This is a genomic window from Methylomonas sp. ZR1, from assembly GCF_013141865.1.
In the GTDB taxonomy this organism is placed as follows: Bacteria; Pseudomonadota; Gammaproteobacteria; order Methylococcales; family Methylomonadaceae; genus Methylomonas.
This window is the reverse complement of the sequence record NZ_RCST01000001.1, coordinates 3,124,412-3,143,568: the sequence shown is the minus strand read 5'-3', so window position 1 is coordinate 3,143,568 and position 19,157 is coordinate 3,124,412. Positions and strand designations below refer to the sequence as shown.

Sequence of the window (19,157 nt, the reverse complement as noted above, 5' to 3'; positions counted from 1 at the left end):
GGCAAAATAATGGCAAGAATAGTAGACGTAAAGGCAAGAGAAGTTCTGGATTCACGCGGTAACCCGACTGTTGAAGCCGAAGTGTATTTGGCATCCGGCATCGTCGGTACTGCGATGGTGCCATCCGGCGCCTCCACCGGCGAACGCGAAGCGATTGAGTTGCGCGACGGTGATAAAGCCCGTTATTTGGGCAAAGGTGTGTTGAAAGCGGTTAACTTCGTCAACACCGAAATCCGTGAAGCTGTGGTGGGTATGGATGCCAACAACCAAGCCGCATTGGACGAAAAAATGATTGCCTTGGACGGCACCCCAAGCAAAAGCCGTATTGGCGCAAATGCTATCCTGGGTGTTTCCATGGCGGCTGCCCGTGCTGCGGCGCAAGAAGCTGGCGTACCGCTTTACAAATTCCTGAACAAATCCGGCGAATTCATTCTGCCTGTACCAATGATGAACATCATCAACGGTGGATCGCATGCCGATAACAGCGTGGATTTGCAAGAGTTCATGATTCTGCCTGTCGGCGCGCCAACTTTCCGCGAAGCGATCCGTTACGGCGCCGAAGTATTCCATAACTTGGCTAAAGTATTGAAAAGCCGTGGTTTGGCAACGACTGTCGGTGACGAAGGCGGTTTTGCACCCAACTTGTCTTCCAACGAAGAAGCCATCGAAGTGATCTTGGAAGCGATCGAAAAAGCCGGTTACAAAGCGGGTGAAGACATTTACCTGGGCATGGATGCGGCGGCTTCCGAGTACTTCGACGACGGCAAATATGTGTTGTCTGCGGAAAATCGTAGCTTCAACTCCACCGAAATGGTCGACTTCCTGGCTGCTTGGGTAGATAAATACCCCATCATCTCCATCGAAGACGGTCTGGACGAAAACGACTGGGACGGCTGGAAATATGAAACCGAAAAATTGGGTGGCAAAATTCAATTGGTCGGCGACGATTTGTTCGTGACCAACCCAGCCATCCTGAAAGAAGGTATCGAGAAAGGCATTGCTAACTCCATCCTGATCAAAGTCAACCAAATCGGTACCTTGACCGAAACTTTGGCTGCTATCGACATGGCGGCGGCAGCGGGCTACAGCGCGGTGGTTTCTCACCGTTCCGGCGAAACCGAAGATACCACTATCGCCGACTTGGTGGTCGCCACCGGCACCGGCCAAATCAAAACCGGTTCTTTGAGCCGTTCCGACCGGGTTGCCAAATACAACCGTCTGATGAAAATCGAAGACGAGTTGGGCGACAAAGCCAAATATGCCGGCCGCAGCGCGTTTAAAATGTTGTCCAAATAAATGTAGGTTGGGTTAGCGAAGCGTAACCCGACATGATTGCTCTACGATGTTAGGTTACGCTCTATCGAGCATAACCCAACCTACATTGAGATACCGCCATTAAAACCCTGATCGCCATCATCATCCTATTAATCGTTCACTTCCAGTATCGGTTGTGGCTAGGTGATGCCAGCGTCTCGCAAATTAGCGATTATCGGGAACGCCTGGAAACTTTGACCAAGGAAGCCCAGGAAAAAAAGGAACGCAACGATTCCTTGTATGCCGAGGTGCTGGATTTGCGCCGTGGCTTGGAAACCATCGAAGAACGCGCCCGCTACGAGTTGGGCATGATCAAGGAAAACGAAACCTTCTTTCAAGTGCTTGAGTAGAGCATGAATCAAATTGCTAAGTGCTGGGCCGTAGTCCCGGCAGCCGGCGTCGGCAAACGCATGCAAGCCGACCGCCCCAAACAATATCTGCCGTTGGCCGGCAAAACCGTCATCGAACATACCTTAAGCCGTTTGTTGCAATCCGGCGCGTTTCAAGCGGTGGCAGTGGCTATCTCGCTGGAAGACCCGTATTGGCCGAAATTGGACGTGTCCAAGCATCCTAATGTGATTACGGCACCGGGCGGCAAGGAACGGGCCGATTCTGTGCTATCAGCACTGACATCTTTGCAAGGCCAGGCCGCTGAAGATGACTGGGTGTTGGTGCATGACGCCGCCCGGCCTTGTCTGACTGCTTCTGACATTCATCTGCAAATCGATACCCTAAAAGACGATACAGTCGGCGGCATACTGGCGCTGTCTTCACACGACACGCTGAAGCACGTCGACGGCGACACGATTACCGCAACGATTGATCGCAAACATGTCTGGCGAGCATTGACGCCGCAAATGTTCAAATACGGCATGCTGCGCGACGCCTTGCAGCGAACCGAAGGCAATCCGGCCATTACTGACGAAGCTAGTGCGCTGGAGTTGTTGGGTTTCCAGCCGAAAATCGTCGAAGGCCGTCCCGATAACATCAAAATCACCCGGCCGGAAGATCTGGCGCTGGCGCAATTTTATATGGAGCAACAAGCATGATCCGAGTCGGCCAAGGCTACGATGTCCACCGTTTCAACGATGGCGACCACATCATTTTGGGTGGCGTGAAAATTCCTTACGAAAAAGGCCTGGAAGCCCATTCCGACGGCGACGTGGTGCTGCATGCACTAGCTGACGCCGTTCTCGGCGCGGCGGCTTTAGGCGACATCGGCAAGCATTTCCCCGATACCGATCCTGAATTTAAAGGCGCCGACAGCCGCGTGTTGCTGCGGCATGTCTATAAAATCGTTCAGGAAAAAGGCTACAAGTTAGTCAACGCCGATGTGACCATTATCGCCCAGGCCCCGAAAATGTTGCCGCACGTGCCGGCCATGCGCGCCAACATCGCCGCCGACTTAGCTGTCGATGTTGATTTCATCAATGTCAAAGCGACCACCACCGAAAAACTGGGCTTCGAAGGCCGTAAGGAAGGTATTGCGGTGCAGGCGGTGGTGTTGATTGAGAAATAAAAGCGTTGCCAGTGTCTGATCGAGTCAGAAGGTACACACCGCGCACCCACAGATATTTGGTATTGACGCTCTGTAAATTAATGAGTCGACTATGAGTAGAAGTGACGCAATAAGCGAATTTATTGCTTATGGCTTTGAGCATTATGGCGACGGCTTCGGAATTGTGCTTTTTGGGATCACTATCCTTATTAGCTCCGGGATGATTCCTTGGCTAAGCGGCAGGCAAAAAAGAGGAGTTAAAGGGTATTTAGACGCGCAAAATGACTCACGTCCGCCAACCACGGAGGAAGAGTATTATCACTCGGACTATCTTATGTTTAAGGCTGGAATCTTCTTTGTTGTGTTAGGTGTTTTTTTTATACTTTTTCAACCAAGCTAATTCTCCGGACAATTGGATTGAGCACTCGATACGCTCGAGTAGCACAAAGAAAAATTTCAATCAGGTAGGTCGGGGTGCGCGTAGCTTTCCCTGACAATTTCGCGGCAACATCCTTGGAATGCCACGAAACCGCTCGGCAATCGCTCCTGAGTTGCTCTCCCTCCCGCATCCACGCAGTGGTAATGCAACAATTTGACCAAATGTCCCATGACAGAATTTAGTTTACCCGAATGGCCCTATGCTTACGGCAGCCCGTCTGGTACCGGCGCCATCAAAACCGAGCCCGACGATTTCATCGTCGAAGAAATTTTATCGTTTGAGCCGGAAGATAGTGGCGAGCATATATTCCTGCATATCGAAAAAATCGGCGAAAACACCGAATATGTGGCGCGGCAGTTGGCTCGCCATGCCGGTGTCAGACAACACGATGTCAGCTACGCCGGTCTGAAGGATAGACATGGCCGTACTCGGCAATGGTTCAGCGTTTGGTTGCCGGGTAAGGCCGATCCGGATTGGTCAGCTATCGAAACCGACCGGTTGCAGGTTTTGCAAACGGTTCGGCATGCTCGGAAACTTAAGCGCGGCGTATTGGCCGGCAACCGCTTTACATTGCTGATCCGCAATTGGACAGGCGATCAAGAACTTGCAGAAAAGCAGTTGCTACAAATTAAAGCCCAGGGGTTTCCGAATTACTTCGGCCCGCAGCGTTTCGGACATCACGGTCAAAATATTGATCGCGCATTGGCGATGTTTGCCGGCGCCAAGGTCAAGCGCGAGCAACGATCCCTATATCTATCAGCGGCTAGGTCGTATTTGTTTAATTTGATCTTGGCCCGGCGCGTCGAGCACGCCAATTGGCAACGCCCGCTAAATGGTGATGTGTTCAAACTGGCGGGCAACAATAGTTGTTTTACCGACGACAGCAACGACAATAGTCTGTCGTTACGGGTCGAGCAGGGTGATATTCATCCCACGGGAATCATGTGGGGCCGTGGTGGTAAGACGGCTACGGCTGAGGCCGGAGCGATAGAAGGTGCCGTGATTGCCGCTAACGCATCCATCGCGGACGGCTTGATTGCCTTTGATCTGGAAGCGGATCGCCGTGCCTTGCGCTCATTGCCGCAAGATATGGAGTGGCAGTGGTTGGACAATCAACTCAAGTTGAGCTTCAATTTGCCCGCCGGTAGCTATGCCACCGCCTTGTTACGGGAAATTATCGGTGATGCACCTGGTGCCGGTGATTGAATTTGCTTTGATAAAATTGCTTTTTAAGTTGTAATGGCAGCGCTTTATAATACTTAAGTACAGTAGCGCATTTCAGCGTTATAAGAACTATAACTTCTACTCACATCCTCCATGCCTGATAGCGGCCAGATAACCGGACCAGCAGATTCCACGTTTGACGATCCTTTATTGTTGGCTTTGCTGTCGGTCTGCAAGTTGTTGCATATCCCGCAAACCGCTACGGCCTTGGTGGCCGGGCTGCCCTTAGTCGATAATAAATTAACGCCGACCTTGTTTACGCGAGCCGCTGAACGCGCCGGTTTGACCAGCCGCTTGTTGCGCAGGCCCTTGCAGAAAATTTCCAATTTGGTGCTACCGGCAGTGTTGTTGCTTAAAGATGGCAACGCCTGCGTGTTGCTCGCCAAGAACGCAGAAAACTATACCGTGGTGTTGCCGGAAACCGAGAGCGGCAAAAAGACTGTTAGCTTTGCGGAGCTGCAAGCCAGTTACAGCGGTTCGGCTTTTTTTGTGCAATTACAGCATCGCTTTGACGGCAGAACCGGCGAATCGGCGGTGCCTAAGGTCAAACATTGGTTTTGGGACGTCCTGTATAAATCTTGGCCGATTTATGCGGAAGTGTTGGCGGCCTCGGTATTAATCAATCTGTTCGCTTTGGCGGCGCCGTTATTTTTCATGAATGTGTATGATCGCGTGGTGCCGAATCACGCGCTGGAAACCTTGTGGGTCCTGACGGTAGGTGTGCTGATCGTGTTTGGCTTCGAATTGGCGATGAAGCTGCTGCGAAGTTATTTTATCGATGCGGCCGGTAAGCGCGCCGATATTATCTTGTCGGCGAATATTTTTGAAAAACTGATGAATATTCGCATGGAAGCCAGGCCGCCATCGGTGGGTGCATTTGCCAACAACCTGAGCGAATTCGAATCGTTTCGCGAGTTTTTGACCTCGGCGACGCTGGTGACATTGATCGACTTGCCGTTTTTGTTTTTGTTTTTAGTGATTATTTATAGCGTCGGCGGCAGTTTGGCTTTGATTCCGTTGGCGATTTTACCGTTGGCCATGTTGATTGGTATCGCCTTGCAGGCGCCGTTAAAGAACACGATCAACGCCATGTTCAAATTCGGCGGCGAGAAAAATGCCACGTTGGTGGAAGCGCTGTCCAATCTGGAAACTATCAAAACGGCCGGTGCGGAAGGGCAATTGCAGCGCCGTTGGGAACAGAATGTCGGCGAAATTGCCCGGCTGGGGTTAAAGTCGCGGTTTTATGCCGGCTTAACCGTCAATTTGACTGCTTTCCTACAGCAATTGGCATCGGTACTGGTGGTGGTGGCCGGTGTCTACCAGATTACGGATGGCGATTTGACGACCGGCGGCTTGGTGGCTTGCACAATGTTGACCTCGCGGGCCTTGGCGCCGGTCGGGCAGGTCGCCGCACTATTGACCCGTTACCATCAAGCTGTGACCGCCTTAGGGTCGTTTAACCGCATGATGGCCTTACCGGTGGAACGCGAGAGTGGCAAGGACTATTTGCATAGGCCGGATTTCAAGGGCGAGATAGAGTTCAAGCACGTCCGTTTCAGCTATCCGCAGCAACCGGTCAAGGCCCTGGACGGCATTACGTTTAAGATCAAGGCTGGTGAGCGTGTGGGGTTTATCGGCCGCATCGGTTCCGGGAAGAGTACGTTGGAAAAATTGATGCTGGGTTTATATCAGGCGCAAGAGGGTTCGATATTGATAGACGGCACCGATATTCGCCAAATCGACCCTTCCGATTTACGCCGGCAAATCGGCTATGTGCCGCAAGATATTGCCTTAATGTTCGGTAGCGTGAAGGACAATATTGTCTTGGGTTCACGCTACGCCGATGACGCTGCGGTGTTAAAAGCGGCGGCGATTGCCGGTGTGGATCAATTCGTCAGTAAACATCCTGCGGGTTTTGATTTGCAAGTCGGCGAACGCGGTGCATCCTTGTCCGGTGGGCAGCGGCAGAGTATTGCGCTGGCTAGAGCTTTGCTGTTGTCGCCATCCATATTTATTATGGATGAGCCGACCAATGCGATGGACAACAGTAGCGAGGAGGCGTTTAAACAGCGGTTTGCCGCGCAATTGGGCGAACAGACTCTGATACTGGTTACGCATCGCATGTCGTTGCTGAGTTTGGTGGATAGATTGATCGTAATGGACGGCGGACATATGGTCGCCGACGGTCCCAAGGATCATGTTCTGGAAGCCTTGCGCCAAGGACAGATCAAGGTGGCTATTTAATATGTTGAAAAAAATAGCCGGGTGGCGCGCTGAGCATCGCTATCGAGCCGAAGATCAGGGCTTTTTAAGCGACGTCAACGCCGCCAATCTTTACGAATTACCCTTGCAAAGCCATTTGATCCTGTGGTCCTCGGTGGCATTTGTGGTGGTGGCCTTGGTTTGGGCCGGATTTGCCAGCTTGGACGAAGTCACACGTGGTGACGGCAAGACCATACCGTCCAGTCAGGTCCAGGTGGTGCAGAATCTGGAGGGTGGTATCGTTTCGGAAATATTGGTTCAAGAAGGCCAACTGGTGGACAAGGATCAAGTGTTGCTGCAACTCGATCAAGTCCGTTTTGCTTCCTCGTTTAAGGAAGCCAAGTTAAAGTATTACGAGTTACTGGCGAATACCGCGCGCTTGAATGCCGAAGTCAATGGCACGCCTTTGGCGATTCCGGAAGAGGTTTTGAAAAATGCGCCGCAAATTGCTGAGAATGCCAGGCAATTGCTGGTTTCCAAGCAGAGCGAAATAAGGTCGAATAGTGACATTTTCGCCGAGCAGGTACGGCAGAAAGAGCAGGAAATCATCGAAATTCAATCGAAAAGCGATCAACTGGCGCGTAGCTACAAATTATTGCAAGATGAAGTGAAGATGTCTGAACCGCTGGTGGCTGACGGGGCGATGTCGCAAGTTGAATTATTGCGTTTGCAGCGTGCTGCCAACGATTTGAAGGGTGAGCTGAATTCTGCCAATCTGGCGATGCCGCGGCTACGTTCGTCATTGGACGAAGCGCGTAACAAATTAGCGGAGATCAAGATTCGTTATAAAACCGAAGCCTTGAAAGAGTTGAACGAGGTGAAGGCGGAACTGGATCGTACATCCGAATCTGCCGTTGCTTTAGAAGATAGGGTTAGCCGTACCAGAGTGCTGTCGCCGGTAAAAGGCACGGTAAAACGCATCAAGGTGGCTACGGTGGGTGGTGTTATTCAACCCGGCATGGATTTGCTGGAAATCGTGCCGCTGGAAGATCAGTTGTTGATAGAAGCGAAAATTCGGCCGGCGGACATTGCTTTTCTTCGCCCTGGGCAGAAAGCTGTGGTAAAACTAAGCGCTTATGATTTTTCGATCTACGGCGGCCTGGAGGCCTCTTTGGAACATATCAGCGCCGACAGCATACCCGGCGAAAAGAAAGATGAAGACAGTTACTACTTGATTCGTTTGCGCACCGCTAAAAATTACCTGGAAAAGGGCGGCGAACGCTTGGAAATCATTGCCGGGATGACCGCGGAAGTTGATATTTTGACCGGAAAAAAAACAGTGCTTGATTACCTCTTGAAGCCGATATTGAAAGCCAGGGATAGGGCTTTAAGAGAACGATAACTCATAACAACAATTACATTTGTGGCTAACATACTGATTTATTCCAATAATCCTCAGCTGACGGCGCAGTGGACTCATGCGCTGATCGCGGAATATAACGTTAGTATGCTGCACAGTATTCGCAGTGAATATACCGCCGATGCAGTGATTTTCGATGCAAAAAAACTGGATGACGATGCCAGCTTGTTAACGGTTTTTGCTAACAAAAAGGTCCGGTTTCTGGTGATGGGTTGCGATTGGCCGGAACATAAGCAGATCGAGGTGCTGATAAACGGTGCCGCCGGCTATTGCGAACAATCCGAAGCGTCGGAGCTTTTAACTCGTGCGGTAGCTTGTATTTTGGCGGGCGATATTTGGATTCGTCGGGCTTTGGTGCCCAAGGTCATTGGTGTGTTGACCAGTGCCAGGCGTCCACAACTTGCACCTAATACTATCGATACCGAACTAAAGCTAAAGCAACTGGCTAGTTTATCCGCGCGCGAAGTGGAAGTGGCGGACATGATACGGCAGGGCGAAAGTAATAAGCGTATTGCTTTTGCGATGAATATTTCCGAGCGTACTGTAAAAGCGCATTTATCGTCGATTTTTAGGAAATTGAATGTCGACGACCGATTGAGATTAGCCCTATTGTTAAAAGAAATCGACCAATATCAGAGAGGAATGTTATGAGAGTCAGCAGGAGTTTGAGTTTAGGAATAGCCATGCATTTGGCCTGTGTATCCAGCAGCCAGGCGTTGAGTTTGCAAGAGTCTATTCAGAAAGTATTGGATGAAAATCCCCAAGTCCAAGCTGCCAAATCAGAACGCCGCGCGGTTGAAGAGGAAATCGGCCAAGCCAAGGCCGGCTATTTTCCAACGGTGGATGTCACAGCCGGCATCGGCTGGGAAGAATCGAATAACCCTACCACTCGGGGCCGCGGTGACGGCTCGGTTTTTTATCATAGGGAGGAAGGGGCGATTCTGGCCAGGCAAATGTTGTTTGATGGTCTGGCTACTCCGAATGAAGTGGAGAGACAGGAAGCTCGCACCGACTCAAGAGCCTACACCGTATTTGGCCGGTCGGAAATAACCGCGCTTGATGGTGTTGAAGCCTACATCAAGGTGTTGCGACGTCAGGAGTTGTTGAATCTGGCTAAGGAAAATCTGCAACGTCATCAAGGTACCAACGATCAAATCAAACTGCGTAGTGAACGCGGCGTGGGCAAACGGGCTGACGTCGACCAGTCGATGGGCCGGGTAGCCTTGGCGGAAAAGAATGTGTTGTCCGAAATCGGTAATTTGAAAGATGCCGAGACCAGTTTCTTGCGAGTCATAGGTATGCTGCCGGAAGGGATTCAGCCGATTCAGTCCCCTGAAGCCGCATTGCCTCAGACGCTTGATCAAGCCATAGAGGAAGCGTTGGCCGACCATCCTATTCTGAAATCGGCCAATTCCGATATCGATTCGGCATTTGCTCAACATGCTACGGCTATGGCGCCTTATTTTCCGCGTTTTGATATTGAGACCGGCGTCAGTCATAACTACAATCTGGACGGGATTCGCGGTACCAACTCGGATATGACGGCAATGTTACGCATGCGCTATAACATTTTTAACGGCGGTAAAGATGTGGCCCGCCGCGAGCAAACCGCACAGTTGATCAATCAGGCCAAGGATATTCGTGATAATACCCACAGGCAGGTGATTGAAAGCATGCGTTTGTCGTGGGTGGCTCACCAAACCGTGAAAAGTCAGTTGGAGTTTTTTAAACAGCACGTCGATTCCAGCGAGAAGACTATCAGCGCTTATCAGCAGCAATTCAATATCGGGCAACGGACGTTATTGGACTTGCTGGATACCTTCAACGAGGCCTACATCGCCAAAAGTTCGTATATCAATGCCAAATATGACGAGTTGTTTTCGCAATTTCGGATTTTAGCGAGCAAAGGCCAATTGAATAAGTATTTGGGTACGACCTTGCCCGCTGAGGTTCAGCCCCTTAGCGCCGCCGATTAAGGTGTTCGCGCGTTAAGCAAAGGACTTCTGACTAGACTTCCCCAAATAGGTCCTATTTGGGGAAAGCTGGGATTAGCTTGACCGTTTATTTCAAGTAATTTGCACCTGAGTGCCAAGCCAACTAGAGATTATTTGGCAATATGCAATACGGCTTCCGACACAATATCCATTAATTCCGTACCGCCTTTTTGCACATATTCGATAATGGCCGTACGCATGCGCGGTTCCCAAAAGTTTCTGATATGTTGTTCAACGCCTTTAACAGCCAATTCCCGGTCGGGTTCGGATTTAAAAAAAGCGCCAATGTTATTGGCCATTTTAATGAGATTATGGTTATCCATGTTCTATGCGGCTGATTCTTGATAATGTTGTAAACGATGAGGGTGAGTGTAGATCATGTGATTCTCGTGACGGGCGAAGCCGACCAGAGTCAGCCCGCACTCTTCCGCCAATTGAATCGCTAATGCGGTAGGTGCCGATATGGCTGCCAGCAAGGTAATGCCGACGCTGGCCGCTTTTTGTACCATTTCGTAACTGGCGCGGCTGGTTACCAGCAGCCAGCCATTTTCAAAGTTGCAGTTGGCTTTGGCTAATGAGCCGATCAGTTTATCTAGCGCATTGTGGCGGCCGACATCCTCCCGTACCGCAACGATGCCGCGTTCCGGATGCAGCCACGCTGCCGCATGGACCGCACCGGTCAATAAATTCAGAGATTGTTTTTGCGCCATATCGGCGAAACCGCTGCTCAATAGATTCGCGCTAAGCGCTAAACCGTGGCCGACATGATGCGGGTGGCGGATGGCTTGTTCCAACGTAGTGGCTCCGCACAAACCGCAACCGGTTCTGCCCGTCATGTTTTTGCCCTTGCCGTGCAGTTTCTCGAATCGGGCTTCCGGAATCGCCATTCTGACTTCAACGCCTTTGGAACGTTGTACGACACGTATCGATTGCAATTCGGAGGGATGACCGATGATTTCCTCAGTCAGGCTGAAACCCAGCGCAAAATCTTCCAAATTAAGGGGCGTTGCCAGCATCACCACGTGCGGGATGGTGTTGTAGACCAACACCACCGGCACTTCTTCGGCGACATAATCTTCCTTCGCGGTATGAACAGAACCGCGCCAGCTATCGAACGTGCCGGTTCGATAGCTAGTCCAGCCCAGTTCGCTTGAGACTGCATCCATAAATCGGCTGCGGTTTACTCGTTGACCGCGATGCGGTTTTCCAGCAAAGACAACTGATTGTCAGAAAAGTCTTGGTATTCCTGTTGCCATGCCGACGGTTGCGCCACTTTGGCGACGTGCACCGCTGTAACCTTGTATTCCGGACAGTTGGTTGCCCAGTCCGAGTTATCAGTGGTTATAACATTCGCGCCCGAATGCGGGAAATGGAAAGTGGTATAAACCACGCCCGGCTGCATGCGGTCCGTGACCTTGGCGCGCAATACCGTTTCGCCGGAGCGACTTTTCACGCCGCACCAATCGCCATCGCTGATGCCTAAGACTTCGGCATCGTGCGGGTGCAATTCCAGACGGTCTTCTTCATGCCAAGCAACGTTTTCAGTGCGGCGGGTTTGCGCCCCAACGTTGTATTGCGACAAGATTCGGCCGGTTGTCAGGATCAACGGATACTTGCTGCTGGTGCGTTCTTCGGTGGCAACGTATTCGGTCAGCATGAAACGACCTTTGCCGCGGACGAAGTGATCGGCGTGCATAATCGGCGTGCCGTCCGGGGTTTCGTCGTTGCAAGGCCATTGGATACTGCCCATTTCGTCGATTTTTTCGTAACTGACGCCGGCGAATTGCGGTGTTAGAGCCGCGATTTCCTCCATGATTTCTGAAGGATGACTGTAATTCATCGGATAACCCAGTGCGTTGGATAAGTCCTGGGTTACTTCCCAGTCTTCCTTGCCGCCCAGTGGGGTCATGACTTTGCGAACTGGTGAAATCCGGCGTTCGGCATTGGTAAACGTGCCGTTCTTTTCCAGGAACGAGGAGCCCGGTAAAAATACGTGGGCGAATTTGGCCGTTTCGTTCAGGAAAATGTCTTGTACCACCAAGCATTCCAGTTCGCGTAGCGCGTGGTGAACATGCGTGATGTCTGGATCCGATTGAGCGATGTCTTCGCCTTGTACGTACAAGCCTTTGAAACTGCCGTCGATAGCGGCGGCAAACATATTCGGGATGCGTAAGCCGGGTTCGGATGACAGCGCTACGTTCCAAGCTGTCTCGAACTGAATGCGGGTTTGCGAATCGGAAACATGGCGGTAGCCGACGAACTCGTGCGGGAACGAACCCATATCGCAAGAGCCTTGCACGTTATTTTGTCCGCGCAATGGATTGACGCCGACGCCGTCGCGGCCGATATTGCCGGTAGCCATCGCTAAATTGGCGATACCTATGACGGTCGTCGAGCCTTGGCTATGTTCGGTAACGCCCAAACCGTAATAGATCGCACCATTACCGCCTGTTGCGTACAAGCGGGCTGCCGCGCGCATGCTCTCGGCAGGCACGCCGGTCAATTCGGCAACGGCTTCAGGTGAATGTTGAGGCAGCGCAACGAAGGTTTTCCATTTGTTAAACGACTCGACATCGCAACGTTCCAGCGCAAATTTTTCGTCCGCCAGGCCTTCGGTGACGATGACGTGCGCCAATGCAGTGACGACGGCAACGTTAGTGCCGGGACGCAGTTTTAGATGATAGTCGGCTTTTACATGTGGGCTATTGCTAACCAAATCGATGCTGCGTGGATCGACCACGATTAGTTTTGCGCCTTGGCGCAAGCGGCGTTTCATCATCGAGCCGAAAACCGGGTGGCCGTCAGTCGGGTTGGCACCGATAACCATAATCACATCGGACTGCATCACCGAGTCAAAGGTTTGGGTGCCGGATGATTCACCAAATGTGCTTTTCAGTCCGTAGCCGGTCGGTGAGTGGCAAACGCGGGCGCAGGTGTCGACATTGTTGTTACCGAAGCCGGCTCGGATTAATTTTTGCACCAGATAGGTTTCTTCGTTGGTGCAGCGTGACGAGGTGATACCGCCGATCGAGTCTTTGCCGTATTTGGCTTGAATACCTTTTAATTTGTTGGCGGCAAAACCGATGGCTTCTTCCCAGCTGACTTCGCGCCAAGGATCGGAAATTTTTTCCCGGACCATGGGAGTGGTGATGCGGTCTTTGTGCGTGGCATAACCGAACGCGAAACGACCTTTTACACAAGAGTGACCATGATTGGCTTGGCCGTTTTTGTCAGGCACCATGCGCACCAGTTGTTCGCCTTTCATTTCGGCTTTGAATGAGCAACCGACACCGCAATAGGCGCAGGTGGTGATGGTGCTGTGTTCCGGTACGCCATTATCGATTACCGATTTTTCCATCAGCGTCGCTGTAGGGCAAGCTTGTACGCAGGCGCCGCAGGATACGCATTCGGATTCCATGAATGGCTGGTTTTGGCCTGGAGAGACTTTGGAGTCGAAGCCTCGCCCGTCAATAGTTAGGGCGAAAGTGCCTTGCACTTCTTCGCAAGCGCGCACGCAACGCGAGCAAACGATACATTTCGATGGATCAAAGCTGAAATAAGGATTGCTGGTGTCTTTTTCGGAATTCAGATGGTTTTCGCCGTCGAAGCCGTAGCGGACTTCACGCAAGCCAACTTGACCGACGGTGTCTTGCAGTTCGCAGTCGCCGTTGGCGGCACAGGTCAGACAGTCTAGAGGATGGTCGGAGATATAAAGTTCGGCGATGCCGCGTCTGATGCTGGCCAATTTATCGTTTTGGGTACAGACCTTCATGCCGTCCGCGACCGGGGTGGTACAAGACGCTGGATAGCCGCGGGCGCCTTCGATTTGCACCAGACACATCCGGCACGAGCCGAACGGATCGAGGCTGTCGGTGGCACACAGTTTAGGGATGCTGATCCCGGCTTCTGCGGCGGCGCGCATCACGGAACTGCCGGCGGCGACAGTTACCTTGTGGCCGTCGATTTCCAGAGTGACTTGATTTGCGGACGAACTCGCGGGAGTTCCGTAATCTATTTCGTTATTGGCAGACATATTTATCTCCTGGTAATCGATCAGGCTTTGGCGGCTTCGAGGCCAAAGTCTTCAGGGAAATGATTCAGCGCGCTCAACACCGGGAATGGTGTCATGCCGCCCATCGCACACAAAGATCCGTAAGTCATGGTGTCGCATAAATCGCGCAACAACACGGTGTTTTTATCCTTTTGCACGCCGTCGACAATGCGGTCTATTACTTCGACGCCGCGTGTCGATCCGATTCGGCAAGGTGTGCATTTGCCGCAGGATTCTTCCACGCAAAATTCCATTGCATAACGGGCCATGTCGGCCATATTGACGGTGTCGTCGTGAACCACAATGCCGCCATGGCCTAATACCGCTGATATTGCCGCGAAGGCTTCGTAATCGAGCGGGGTATCGAACTGGCCTTCGTGCAGATAGGCACCCAATGGACCACCCACCTGAACCGCGCGTATCGGCCTGCCGCTGGCGGAGCCGCCGCCGTAATCGTAAAGCAGCTCGCGCAAGGTCATGCCGAAAGCCACTTCAAACAACCCTGGATGTTTGATGTTGCCCGCCAGTTGTAGGGGTAGGGTACCGCGCGAACGGCCCATACCGTAGTTTTTATAATATTCGCCGCCTTTGTCCAGGATCACCGGAATCGAGGCCAGCGAAATGACGTTGTTGACGATGGTGGGTTTGCCGAACAGGCCGACGATAGCGGGAAGCGGTGGCTTAAAACGCACCAATCCGCGTTTGCCTTCCAAGCTTTCCAATAAAGATGTTTCTTCGCCGCAGATATAAGCGCCGGCGCCGCTACGAACCTCTAAGTGGAAGGTTTTGCCGCTACCTTGAATGTTTTCGCCCAGATAGCCGTTTTTGTAGGCGGCTTCGATGGCTTGATTCAGTGCGATTTTGGCGTGCGGATATTCGACGCGCAGATAAATATAACCTTGGGTAGCACCCACCGCCAAGCCAGCGATAGTCATACCCTCGATCAATACGAAGGGGTCGCCTTCCATGATCATCCGGTCGGAGAAGGTACCTGAGTCGCCTTCGTCGGCGTTGCAGACGATGTATTTCTGGTCTGCTGGGGCGTTTAGTACTGTGTTCCATTTTATGCCTGTCGGAAACGCGGCGCCGCCACGACCACGCAGGCCTGAGTCAGTGACCTGCTTGACGATCTCGGTGGCGTGCAAAGCCAGTGCGTTTTTCAGGCCACGGTATCCATCGTGAGCCAAATAGTCGTCGATGTTGACCGGGTCTGTTAAGCCGACACGGGCGAAGGTAAGGCGATTTTGATTTTTGAAATAGGCTATTTCTTCAATGTTGCCTAAATAAAGCGGGTGTTGCTTCCCTTCTAGCAAGCCGGCATCGAGTAAAGATGCCACATCTTCTGCTTGCACTGGGCCATAGGCAACTCTGCCCTGGCTGGTTTCGACTTCTACGAGGGTTTCCAGCCAGAACAATCCGCGCGAGCCGTTGCGGACAATTTCTACTGAAAGGTTTTTGCTGGAGGCTTGCTGTGCTAAGGCCTTGGCAACTTGCTCCGCACCTAAGGAAAGCGCGGTGGAGTCGCGGGATATGAATACGCGGGTCATTATTTGGCACCTTTATAAGTGGCTAGCAATCGGTCGAATTTTTCGGTTGTGACGCGGCCAATCACCTCGTCGTCTATCGTGATTGATGGCGAGCAAGCGCAGTTACCCAAACAATAAACAGGTTCTAATGAAAAAATTCCGTCGGCTGTTGTTTCGTGAAAGTCGATGCCAAGCTGTTGTTTGGCATGGGTTTCCAATGCTTTACCGTTCATGGCTTGGCATGATTCGGCCCGACAAATCCTTATCGTGTGCTCTCCGGGCGGAGTTTCCCGGAAGTAATGATAAAAACTAATAACCCCGTGGACTTCCGCTTGGGAAAGGTTGAGTGATTTGGCAATGTCTACTACGGCAGCCGGCGGGATGTAGCCCAGTGTGTCCTGAATACCATGCAATATGGGCAACAGATTACCCGGCATCGCTTGATGAGTATCCAGTATTTCCAACACGGTGGGTTTTTGGGTTTGATAGTCTTGCATCATTGGCTCTGTAATAAATGACGAAAAGGTTATCGTCCTATTTAATCATGAACAAACCCGGGTTTGCAATTCGGGTTCATGCCTCAATCCCGCGTATTTCCTAAGCAAAGCAAGGTAATTGCATCTTCGGACTCTGATTGGTTCCGGAAGTTCGCGTGGAAAAAAATGTGATGGTGGATGCTTTACTTTTAAATGATAATTGTTATCATTAATGCGCATATGATTTAAGAGAGGGTGTCATGTACGTATGTGTGTGTAAAGCGGTCACCGATAGGCAGGTTAGGCAGGCAATTAGCCAAGGTGCGTGCAATCGCAGGCAACTAATGCAGTGCACGGGGGCGGGCGGTGTATGTGGAAAATGCACAGCCAGTATTAAAGCTTTACTGGATGAAAATATGCAGAATCGGAAGATGCACGCTCGAGTTCAAGTCCAAGCGGCATAGTTATTTAGAAAGCTGGGCTTATAGCAATATAAGACTTGTACTATGAAAAGGCAGGGCGGTTGGACCGCCCTGTTGGGTGTGCGTTATTTAGCTGTAGCCGCAGGTTCGGTGGGTTTTACGTCTGCGTTAGGTGCGGCGCTGGCCGGTTCGGCCTCCGCAGCAGGAGCTGGTGCAGCCTGATCAGCTGGCGCTGCTGGTTGAGCCTCTTCTTGCTTTGGCGGTGTCGGCGGCAGCAAGACTTCAACTTTGGCGTTTTTACGCAAATTTTCGATCATGGCTTGCGCTTTTTGGCGCTGTAACATTGGGCGAATTTGTTCTTTGACGGAATCAAATGGCGGTGGTGTCAAAGCTCTGGACTCTTCGCGCAGAATCACGTGCCAGCCAAATTGAGTTTGTACCGGTGTTTTGCTGAATTTGCCGTTCTCCAGTGCAACCACTGCTTCAGAAAATGGCGGGACCATCCGGTCTGCGGTAAACCAACCTAAATCGCCACCTTCGGAGCCCATTGGATCGATAGAATGCTTTTTAGCCAGCGCGGTAAAATCCCCGCCTTTTTCCAGTTCTGCGATCAGTTTTTTTGCTTCGTCTTCGGTTTTAACCAAAATGTGACGGGCTTTGTATTCGCTGCCCATGTTAGCCATTTTCGAGTCATATTCCGCTTTGATTTCTTCGTCGGTAACCGGATTGGCTTTTAGGTAATCTTGTAACGCTGCTTGCGACAGCAAGGAGTTTCTTACGGTTGCCATGCGTTCGATTACTTCCGGCGATTTATCCAGTTGTTTTTGCACCGCTTGTTGAATCAGCAATTCGCGTTGAATCAGTTCTTCCAGTAGCTGTTCTTTGGGGAATGTTTGGCCTTGGCTGCGTTCCGCAATTTCCTTTTCCAAAGTTTCCAAGGTTTTCTTGCTGATATAAGTGCCGTTAACCGAAGCAACCGCGTCCTCTTTGCTGACAGTCGGCGCTGCTGGTGCGGCGGCTTCCTTAGCTTTTTCTTCGAAGCAACCGGGTAACAATACGCTACTGGCTAGTATCAGGGGAATAAGTTTCAGTTTCATCTTAAGAATTTCCTTTAGCTGTTTTCAGAGGGGGTTAAAGCGTTAATGCCCAGGGCATGGATTTCATCCTTCATCATGTCGCCCAAAGCTTGATAAACCAGCTGATGTCTTTGTACCAGGGATTTACCTTCAAATTGAGTGGATATGAGGGTGACATGGAAATGACCGCCGCCTTTGTTGCCGGCGTGACCGGCGTGCGCAGCGCTATGGTCGATGATTTCGATTAATTCTGGCTTAAAAGCTTCTTCCAGCTTTTGTCTGATATGGTCGGCTGTCATTGGGGAAATACTTGTTTGAAAGGTTTAACGGTAACACGAGCATATACGCCCGCGGAGATATATGGATCGGCATCGGCCCAGTCTTGCGCATCCTGCTGACTGGCAAACTCGGCAACAATCAGGCTGCCGCTAAATCCGGCATCGCCGGGGTTATCACTATCTATCGCAGGATGCGGCCCGGCCAAAACCAAGCGGCCTTGGTTTTGTAATGCGGTTAATCGTTTCAGATGCTGTGGGCGGGCGGCCAGGCGTTTACTCAAGCTGTCCGCGACATCTTCGGCAATGACGGCATACAACATTACTCTTTAGCCTCTGGTGCGGGAATAAACTTATACAAGAACACTATTTGTACGGCAATAAAAATAAGCATCAGGCCAGGAACACCGAAAGTTTTAAAACTGACCCAGTCGTCGGTGCTGTAGTTCGCCATTACGTACAAATTTAAACAGCCGACTCCGATAAAAAACATGGACCAGCTCATGTTAAGGCGTTTCCAGATGCGATCAGGCAATTCCAGGTTTGCGCCCATCATGCGTTCTATGAAAGTCTTTTTGCCAACGAATTGGCTGACTAAAAATGCACCGCCGAATAGCCACTCAATTATGGTCAGTTTCCACTTAATGAATTGCTCGTCTTGTAAGTACAACGTTGCTCCACCCATGACCAAAATCAACCCTAGCGTAATCCACTGCATGGTTTCCACTTTACGATATAGCAGCCAATAGCTGATGACCTGCACAACCGTGGCGGCGATTACGACGGCGGTGGCAATGTAAATGTCGTACAGTTTATAAGCGACAAAAAATAGAACGATTGGGAAAAACTCTAAAAGCGGCTTCATGATTGGTGTTGAAAGATGGGAGGGAGTTAGACGTAAAGATCGATACCGGAAATGATCTCGGCAACCCGGTTTTGAGCGGGTTGATTGCGGTTTTCTGTGTAGGCGTTCAATGCTTTCAAGGTGCGCGAATTATTTGGTTGGTTGTTATTGCTTACGGTCAATCCGTTGTCCGCCAAAGCGGCCTTGATTTGAGCGGTTGACGATGTTTTAGGTAAATCAGGATTCTGCCGAGGTATCCCGGTTTCGTCATTATTAGGCTTTTGCTTTTGTTCAAGATTATTATCCGGCCGTGCGGCTCTCGGCTGGTTATAGCCGACCGGATAAAAAGCCAAGGATGAACTGTGTATTGTGTTCACAAAGCGCGATTAGAGCCCA

21 protein-coding genes are annotated in these 19,157 nt (G+C 51.2%); 11 read left to right on the top strand and 10 right to left on the bottom strand.

Annotated features, from left to right (window positions below):
* The first annotated feature begins 9 nt into the window (after positions 1-9).
* From eno to DDY07_RS14130, 10 genes are all read left to right on the top strand, one after another.
* Positions 10-1,296, top strand: a complete 1,287-nt coding sequence (gene eno / locus DDY07_RS14175) for a phosphopyruvate hydratase (RefSeq protein WP_171696329.1) — start codon at positions 10-12, stop codon at positions 1,294-1,296.
* 98 nt (positions 1,297-1,394) lie between these two features.
* Positions 1,395-1,664 carry a septum formation initiator family protein gene (locus DDY07_RS14170; RefSeq protein WP_101051831.1) on the top strand — a complete coding sequence of 90 codons (270 nt, stop codon included), beginning with the start codon at positions 1,395-1,397 and terminating at the stop codon, positions 1,662-1,664.
* Between the two features lie 3 nt (positions 1,665-1,667).
* On the top strand, positions 1,668-2,363 hold the full coding sequence (ispD, locus tag DDY07_RS14165; RefSeq protein WP_171696328.1) for a 2-C-methyl-D-erythritol 4-phosphate cytidylyltransferase: 696 nt from the start codon (positions 1,668-1,670) through the stop codon (positions 2,361-2,363).
* Positions 2,360-2,833 (top strand): 2-C-methyl-D-erythritol 2,4-cyclodiphosphate synthase, encoded by a 474-nt coding sequence (gene ispF, locus DDY07_RS14160; protein ID WP_171696327.1) that lies wholly within the window; start codon positions 2,360-2,362, stop codon positions 2,831-2,833. Before ispD ends, ispF begins: the two co-directional genes overlap by 4 nt.
* 91 nt (positions 2,834-2,924) lie before the next feature.
* On the top strand, positions 2,925-3,212 hold the full coding sequence (locus DDY07_RS14155; protein ID WP_171696326.1) for a hypothetical protein: 288 nt from the start codon (positions 2,925-2,927) through the stop codon (positions 3,210-3,212).
* 207 nt (positions 3,213-3,419) lie between these two features.
* Entirely contained in the window at positions 3,420-4,457 is a 1,038-nt protein-coding gene (gene truD, locus DDY07_RS14150) for a tRNA pseudouridine(13) synthase TruD (RefSeq protein ID WP_171696325.1), read from the top strand.
* Positions 4,458-4,568: 111 nt separating this feature from the next.
* On the top strand, positions 4,569-6,719 hold the full coding sequence (locus DDY07_RS14145; RefSeq protein ID WP_171696324.1) for a type I secretion system permease/ATPase: 2,151 nt from the start codon (positions 4,569-4,571) through the stop codon (positions 6,717-6,719).
* A gap of 1 nt (position 6,720) precedes the next feature.
* Positions 6,721-8,079 (top strand): HlyD family type I secretion periplasmic adaptor subunit, encoded by a 1,359-nt coding sequence (locus tag DDY07_RS14140; RefSeq protein ID WP_171696323.1) that lies wholly within the window; start codon positions 6,721-6,723, stop codon positions 8,077-8,079.
* Positions 8,080-8,100: 21 nt separating this feature from the next.
* On the top strand, positions 8,101-8,748 hold the full coding sequence (locus tag DDY07_RS14135) for a response regulator transcription factor (RefSeq protein ID WP_240348219.1): 648 nt from the start codon (positions 8,101-8,103) through the stop codon (positions 8,746-8,748).
* The gene (locus DDY07_RS14130) at positions 8,745-10,073 is read left to right on the top strand and encodes a TolC family outer membrane protein (protein WP_051670413.1); all 1,329 of its coding nucleotides are present in this window, start codon (positions 8,745-8,747) and stop codon (positions 10,071-10,073) included. The genes DDY07_RS14135 and DDY07_RS14130 overlap by 4 nt, the downstream gene beginning before the upstream one ends.
* 128 nt (positions 10,074-10,201) lie before the next feature.
* On the opposite strand, the gene DDY07_RS14125 is transcribed toward DDY07_RS14130, so the two are convergent.
* From DDY07_RS14125 to DDY07_RS14105, 5 genes are read right to left on the bottom strand one after another with little or no spacing between them, the layout of a single operon-like run.
* Positions 10,202-10,390 carry a formate dehydrogenase subunit delta gene (locus DDY07_RS14125; RefSeq protein WP_367650881.1) on the bottom strand — a complete coding sequence of 63 codons (189 nt, stop codon included), beginning with the start codon at positions 10,388-10,390 and terminating at the stop codon, positions 10,202-10,204.
* Positions 10,391-10,417: 27 nt separating this feature from the next.
* The gene (gene fdhD, locus DDY07_RS14120; protein ID WP_171696321.1) at positions 10,418-11,257 is read right to left on the bottom strand and encodes a formate dehydrogenase accessory sulfurtransferase FdhD; all 840 of its coding nucleotides are present in this window, start codon (positions 11,255-11,257) and stop codon (positions 10,418-10,420) included.
* 14 nt (positions 11,258-11,271) lie between these two features.
* Positions 11,272-14,124, bottom strand: a complete 2,853-nt coding sequence (gene fdhF, locus DDY07_RS14115) for a formate dehydrogenase subunit alpha (RefSeq protein ID WP_171696320.1) — start codon at positions 14,122-14,124, stop codon at positions 11,272-11,274.
* A 20-nt stretch (positions 14,125-14,144) separates the two neighbouring features.
* The gene (locus DDY07_RS14110) at positions 14,145-15,689 is read right to left on the bottom strand and encodes an NADH-quinone oxidoreductase subunit NuoF (protein ID WP_171696319.1); all 1,545 of its coding nucleotides are present in this window, start codon (positions 15,687-15,689) and stop codon (positions 14,145-14,147) included.
* Positions 15,689-16,165, bottom strand: coding sequence for a formate dehydrogenase subunit gamma (locus DDY07_RS14105; protein WP_033158843.1), 477 nt, complete (start codon positions 16,163-16,165; stop codon positions 15,689-15,691). The genes DDY07_RS14110 and DDY07_RS14105 overlap by 1 nt, the downstream gene beginning before the upstream one ends.
* A gap of 239 nt (positions 16,166-16,404) precedes the next feature.
* Here DDY07_RS14105 and DDY07_RS14100 point away from each other — a divergent pair, with 239 nt between their 5' ends.
* Positions 16,405-16,608, top strand: a complete 204-nt coding sequence (locus DDY07_RS14100) for a bacterioferritin-associated ferredoxin (protein WP_171696318.1) — start codon at positions 16,405-16,407, stop codon at positions 16,606-16,608.
* 83 nt (positions 16,609-16,691) lie between these two features.
* On the opposite strand, the gene DDY07_RS14095 is transcribed toward DDY07_RS14100, so the two are convergent.
* From DDY07_RS14095 to DDY07_RS14075, 5 genes are read right to left on the bottom strand one after another with little or no spacing between them, the layout of a single operon-like run.
* Positions 16,692-17,663: a peptidylprolyl isomerase gene (locus DDY07_RS14095; protein ID WP_171696317.1), complete on the bottom strand. Its 972-nt coding sequence runs from the start codon at positions 17,661-17,663 to the stop codon at positions 16,692-16,694.
* A gap of 14 nt (positions 17,664-17,677) precedes the next feature.
* The gene (locus DDY07_RS14090; RefSeq protein WP_020482975.1) at positions 17,678-17,941 is read right to left on the bottom strand and encodes a BolA family transcriptional regulator; all 264 of its coding nucleotides are present in this window, start codon (positions 17,939-17,941) and stop codon (positions 17,678-17,680) included.
* On the bottom strand, positions 17,938-18,240 hold the full coding sequence (locus DDY07_RS14085) for a YciI family protein (protein ID WP_171696316.1): 303 nt from the start codon (positions 18,238-18,240) through the stop codon (positions 17,938-17,940). The genes DDY07_RS14090 and DDY07_RS14085 overlap by 4 nt, the downstream gene beginning before the upstream one ends.
* Complete coding sequence (locus DDY07_RS14080) at positions 18,240-18,782, bottom strand: septation protein A (RefSeq protein WP_033158845.1); 543 nt, start codon at positions 18,780-18,782, stop codon at positions 18,240-18,242. The genes DDY07_RS14085 and DDY07_RS14080 overlap by 1 nt, the downstream gene beginning before the upstream one ends.
* A gap of 26 nt (positions 18,783-18,808) precedes the next feature.
* Positions 18,809-19,138 carry a hypothetical protein gene (locus DDY07_RS14075; protein ID WP_171696315.1) on the bottom strand — a complete coding sequence of 110 codons (330 nt, stop codon included), beginning with the start codon at positions 19,136-19,138 and terminating at the stop codon, positions 18,809-18,811.
* Between the last annotated feature and the right edge of the window lie 19 nt (positions 19,139-19,157).

Excerpts from the sequence above, each read along its gene's own strand:
- eno (WP_171696329.1), top strand. The coding sequence starts at position 10 with ATGGCAAGAATAGTAGACGTAAAGGCAAGAGAAGTTCTGGATTCACGC.
- ispD (WP_171696328.1), top strand. The coding sequence starts at position 1,668 with ATGAATCAAATTGCTAAGTGCTGGGCCGTAGTCCCGGCAGCCGGCGTC.
- ispF (WP_171696327.1), top strand. The coding sequence starts at position 2,360 with ATGATCCGAGTCGGCCAAGGCTACGATGTCCACCGTTTCAACGATGGC.
- DDY07_RS14155 (WP_171696326.1), top strand. The coding sequence starts at position 2,925 with ATGAGTAGAAGTGACGCAATAAGCGAATTTATTGCTTATGGCTTTGAG.
- truD (WP_171696325.1), top strand. The coding sequence starts at position 3,420 with ATGACAGAATTTAGTTTACCCGAATGGCCCTATGCTTACGGCAGCCCG.
- DDY07_RS14145 (WP_171696324.1), top strand. The coding sequence starts at position 4,569 with ATGCCTGATAGCGGCCAGATAACCGGACCAGCAGATTCCACGTTTGAC.
- DDY07_RS14140 (WP_171696323.1), top strand. The coding sequence starts at position 6,721 with ATGTTGAAAAAAATAGCCGGGTGGCGCGCTGAGCATCGCTATCGAGCC.
- DDY07_RS14130 (WP_051670413.1), top strand. The coding sequence starts at position 8,745 with ATGAGAGTCAGCAGGAGTTTGAGTTTAGGAATAGCCATGCATTTGGCC.
- DDY07_RS14125 (WP_367650881.1), bottom strand. The coding sequence starts at position 10,390 with ATGGCCAATAACATTGGCGCTTTTTTTAAATCCGAACCCGACCGGGAA.
- fdhD (WP_171696321.1), bottom strand. The coding sequence starts at position 11,257 with ATGGATGCAGTCTCAAGCGAACTGGGCTGGACTAGCTATCGAACCGGC.
- fdhF (WP_171696320.1), bottom strand. The coding sequence starts at position 14,124 with ATGTCTGCCAATAACGAAATAGATTACGGAACTCCCGCGAGTTCGTCC.
- DDY07_RS14110 (WP_171696319.1), bottom strand. The coding sequence starts at position 15,689 with ATGACCCGCGTATTCATATCCCGCGACTCCACCGCGCTTTCCTTAGGT.
- DDY07_RS14105 (WP_033158843.1), bottom strand. The coding sequence starts at position 16,165 with ATGCAAGACTATCAAACCCAAAAACCCACCGTGTTGGAAATACTGGAT.
- DDY07_RS14100 (WP_171696318.1), top strand. The coding sequence starts at position 16,405 with ATGTACGTATGTGTGTGTAAAGCGGTCACCGATAGGCAGGTTAGGCAG.
- DDY07_RS14095 (WP_171696317.1), bottom strand. The coding sequence starts at position 17,663 with ATGAAACTGAAACTTATTCCCCTGATACTAGCCAGTAGCGTATTGTTA.
- DDY07_RS14090 (WP_020482975.1), bottom strand. The coding sequence starts at position 17,941 with ATGACAGCCGACCATATCAGACAAAAGCTGGAAGAAGCTTTTAAGCCA.
- DDY07_RS14085 (WP_171696316.1), bottom strand. The coding sequence starts at position 18,240 with ATGTTGTATGCCGTCATTGCCGAAGATGTCGCGGACAGCTTGAGTAAA.
- DDY07_RS14080 (WP_033158845.1), bottom strand. The coding sequence starts at position 18,782 with ATGAAGCCGCTTTTAGAGTTTTTCCCAATCGTTCTATTTTTTGTCGCT.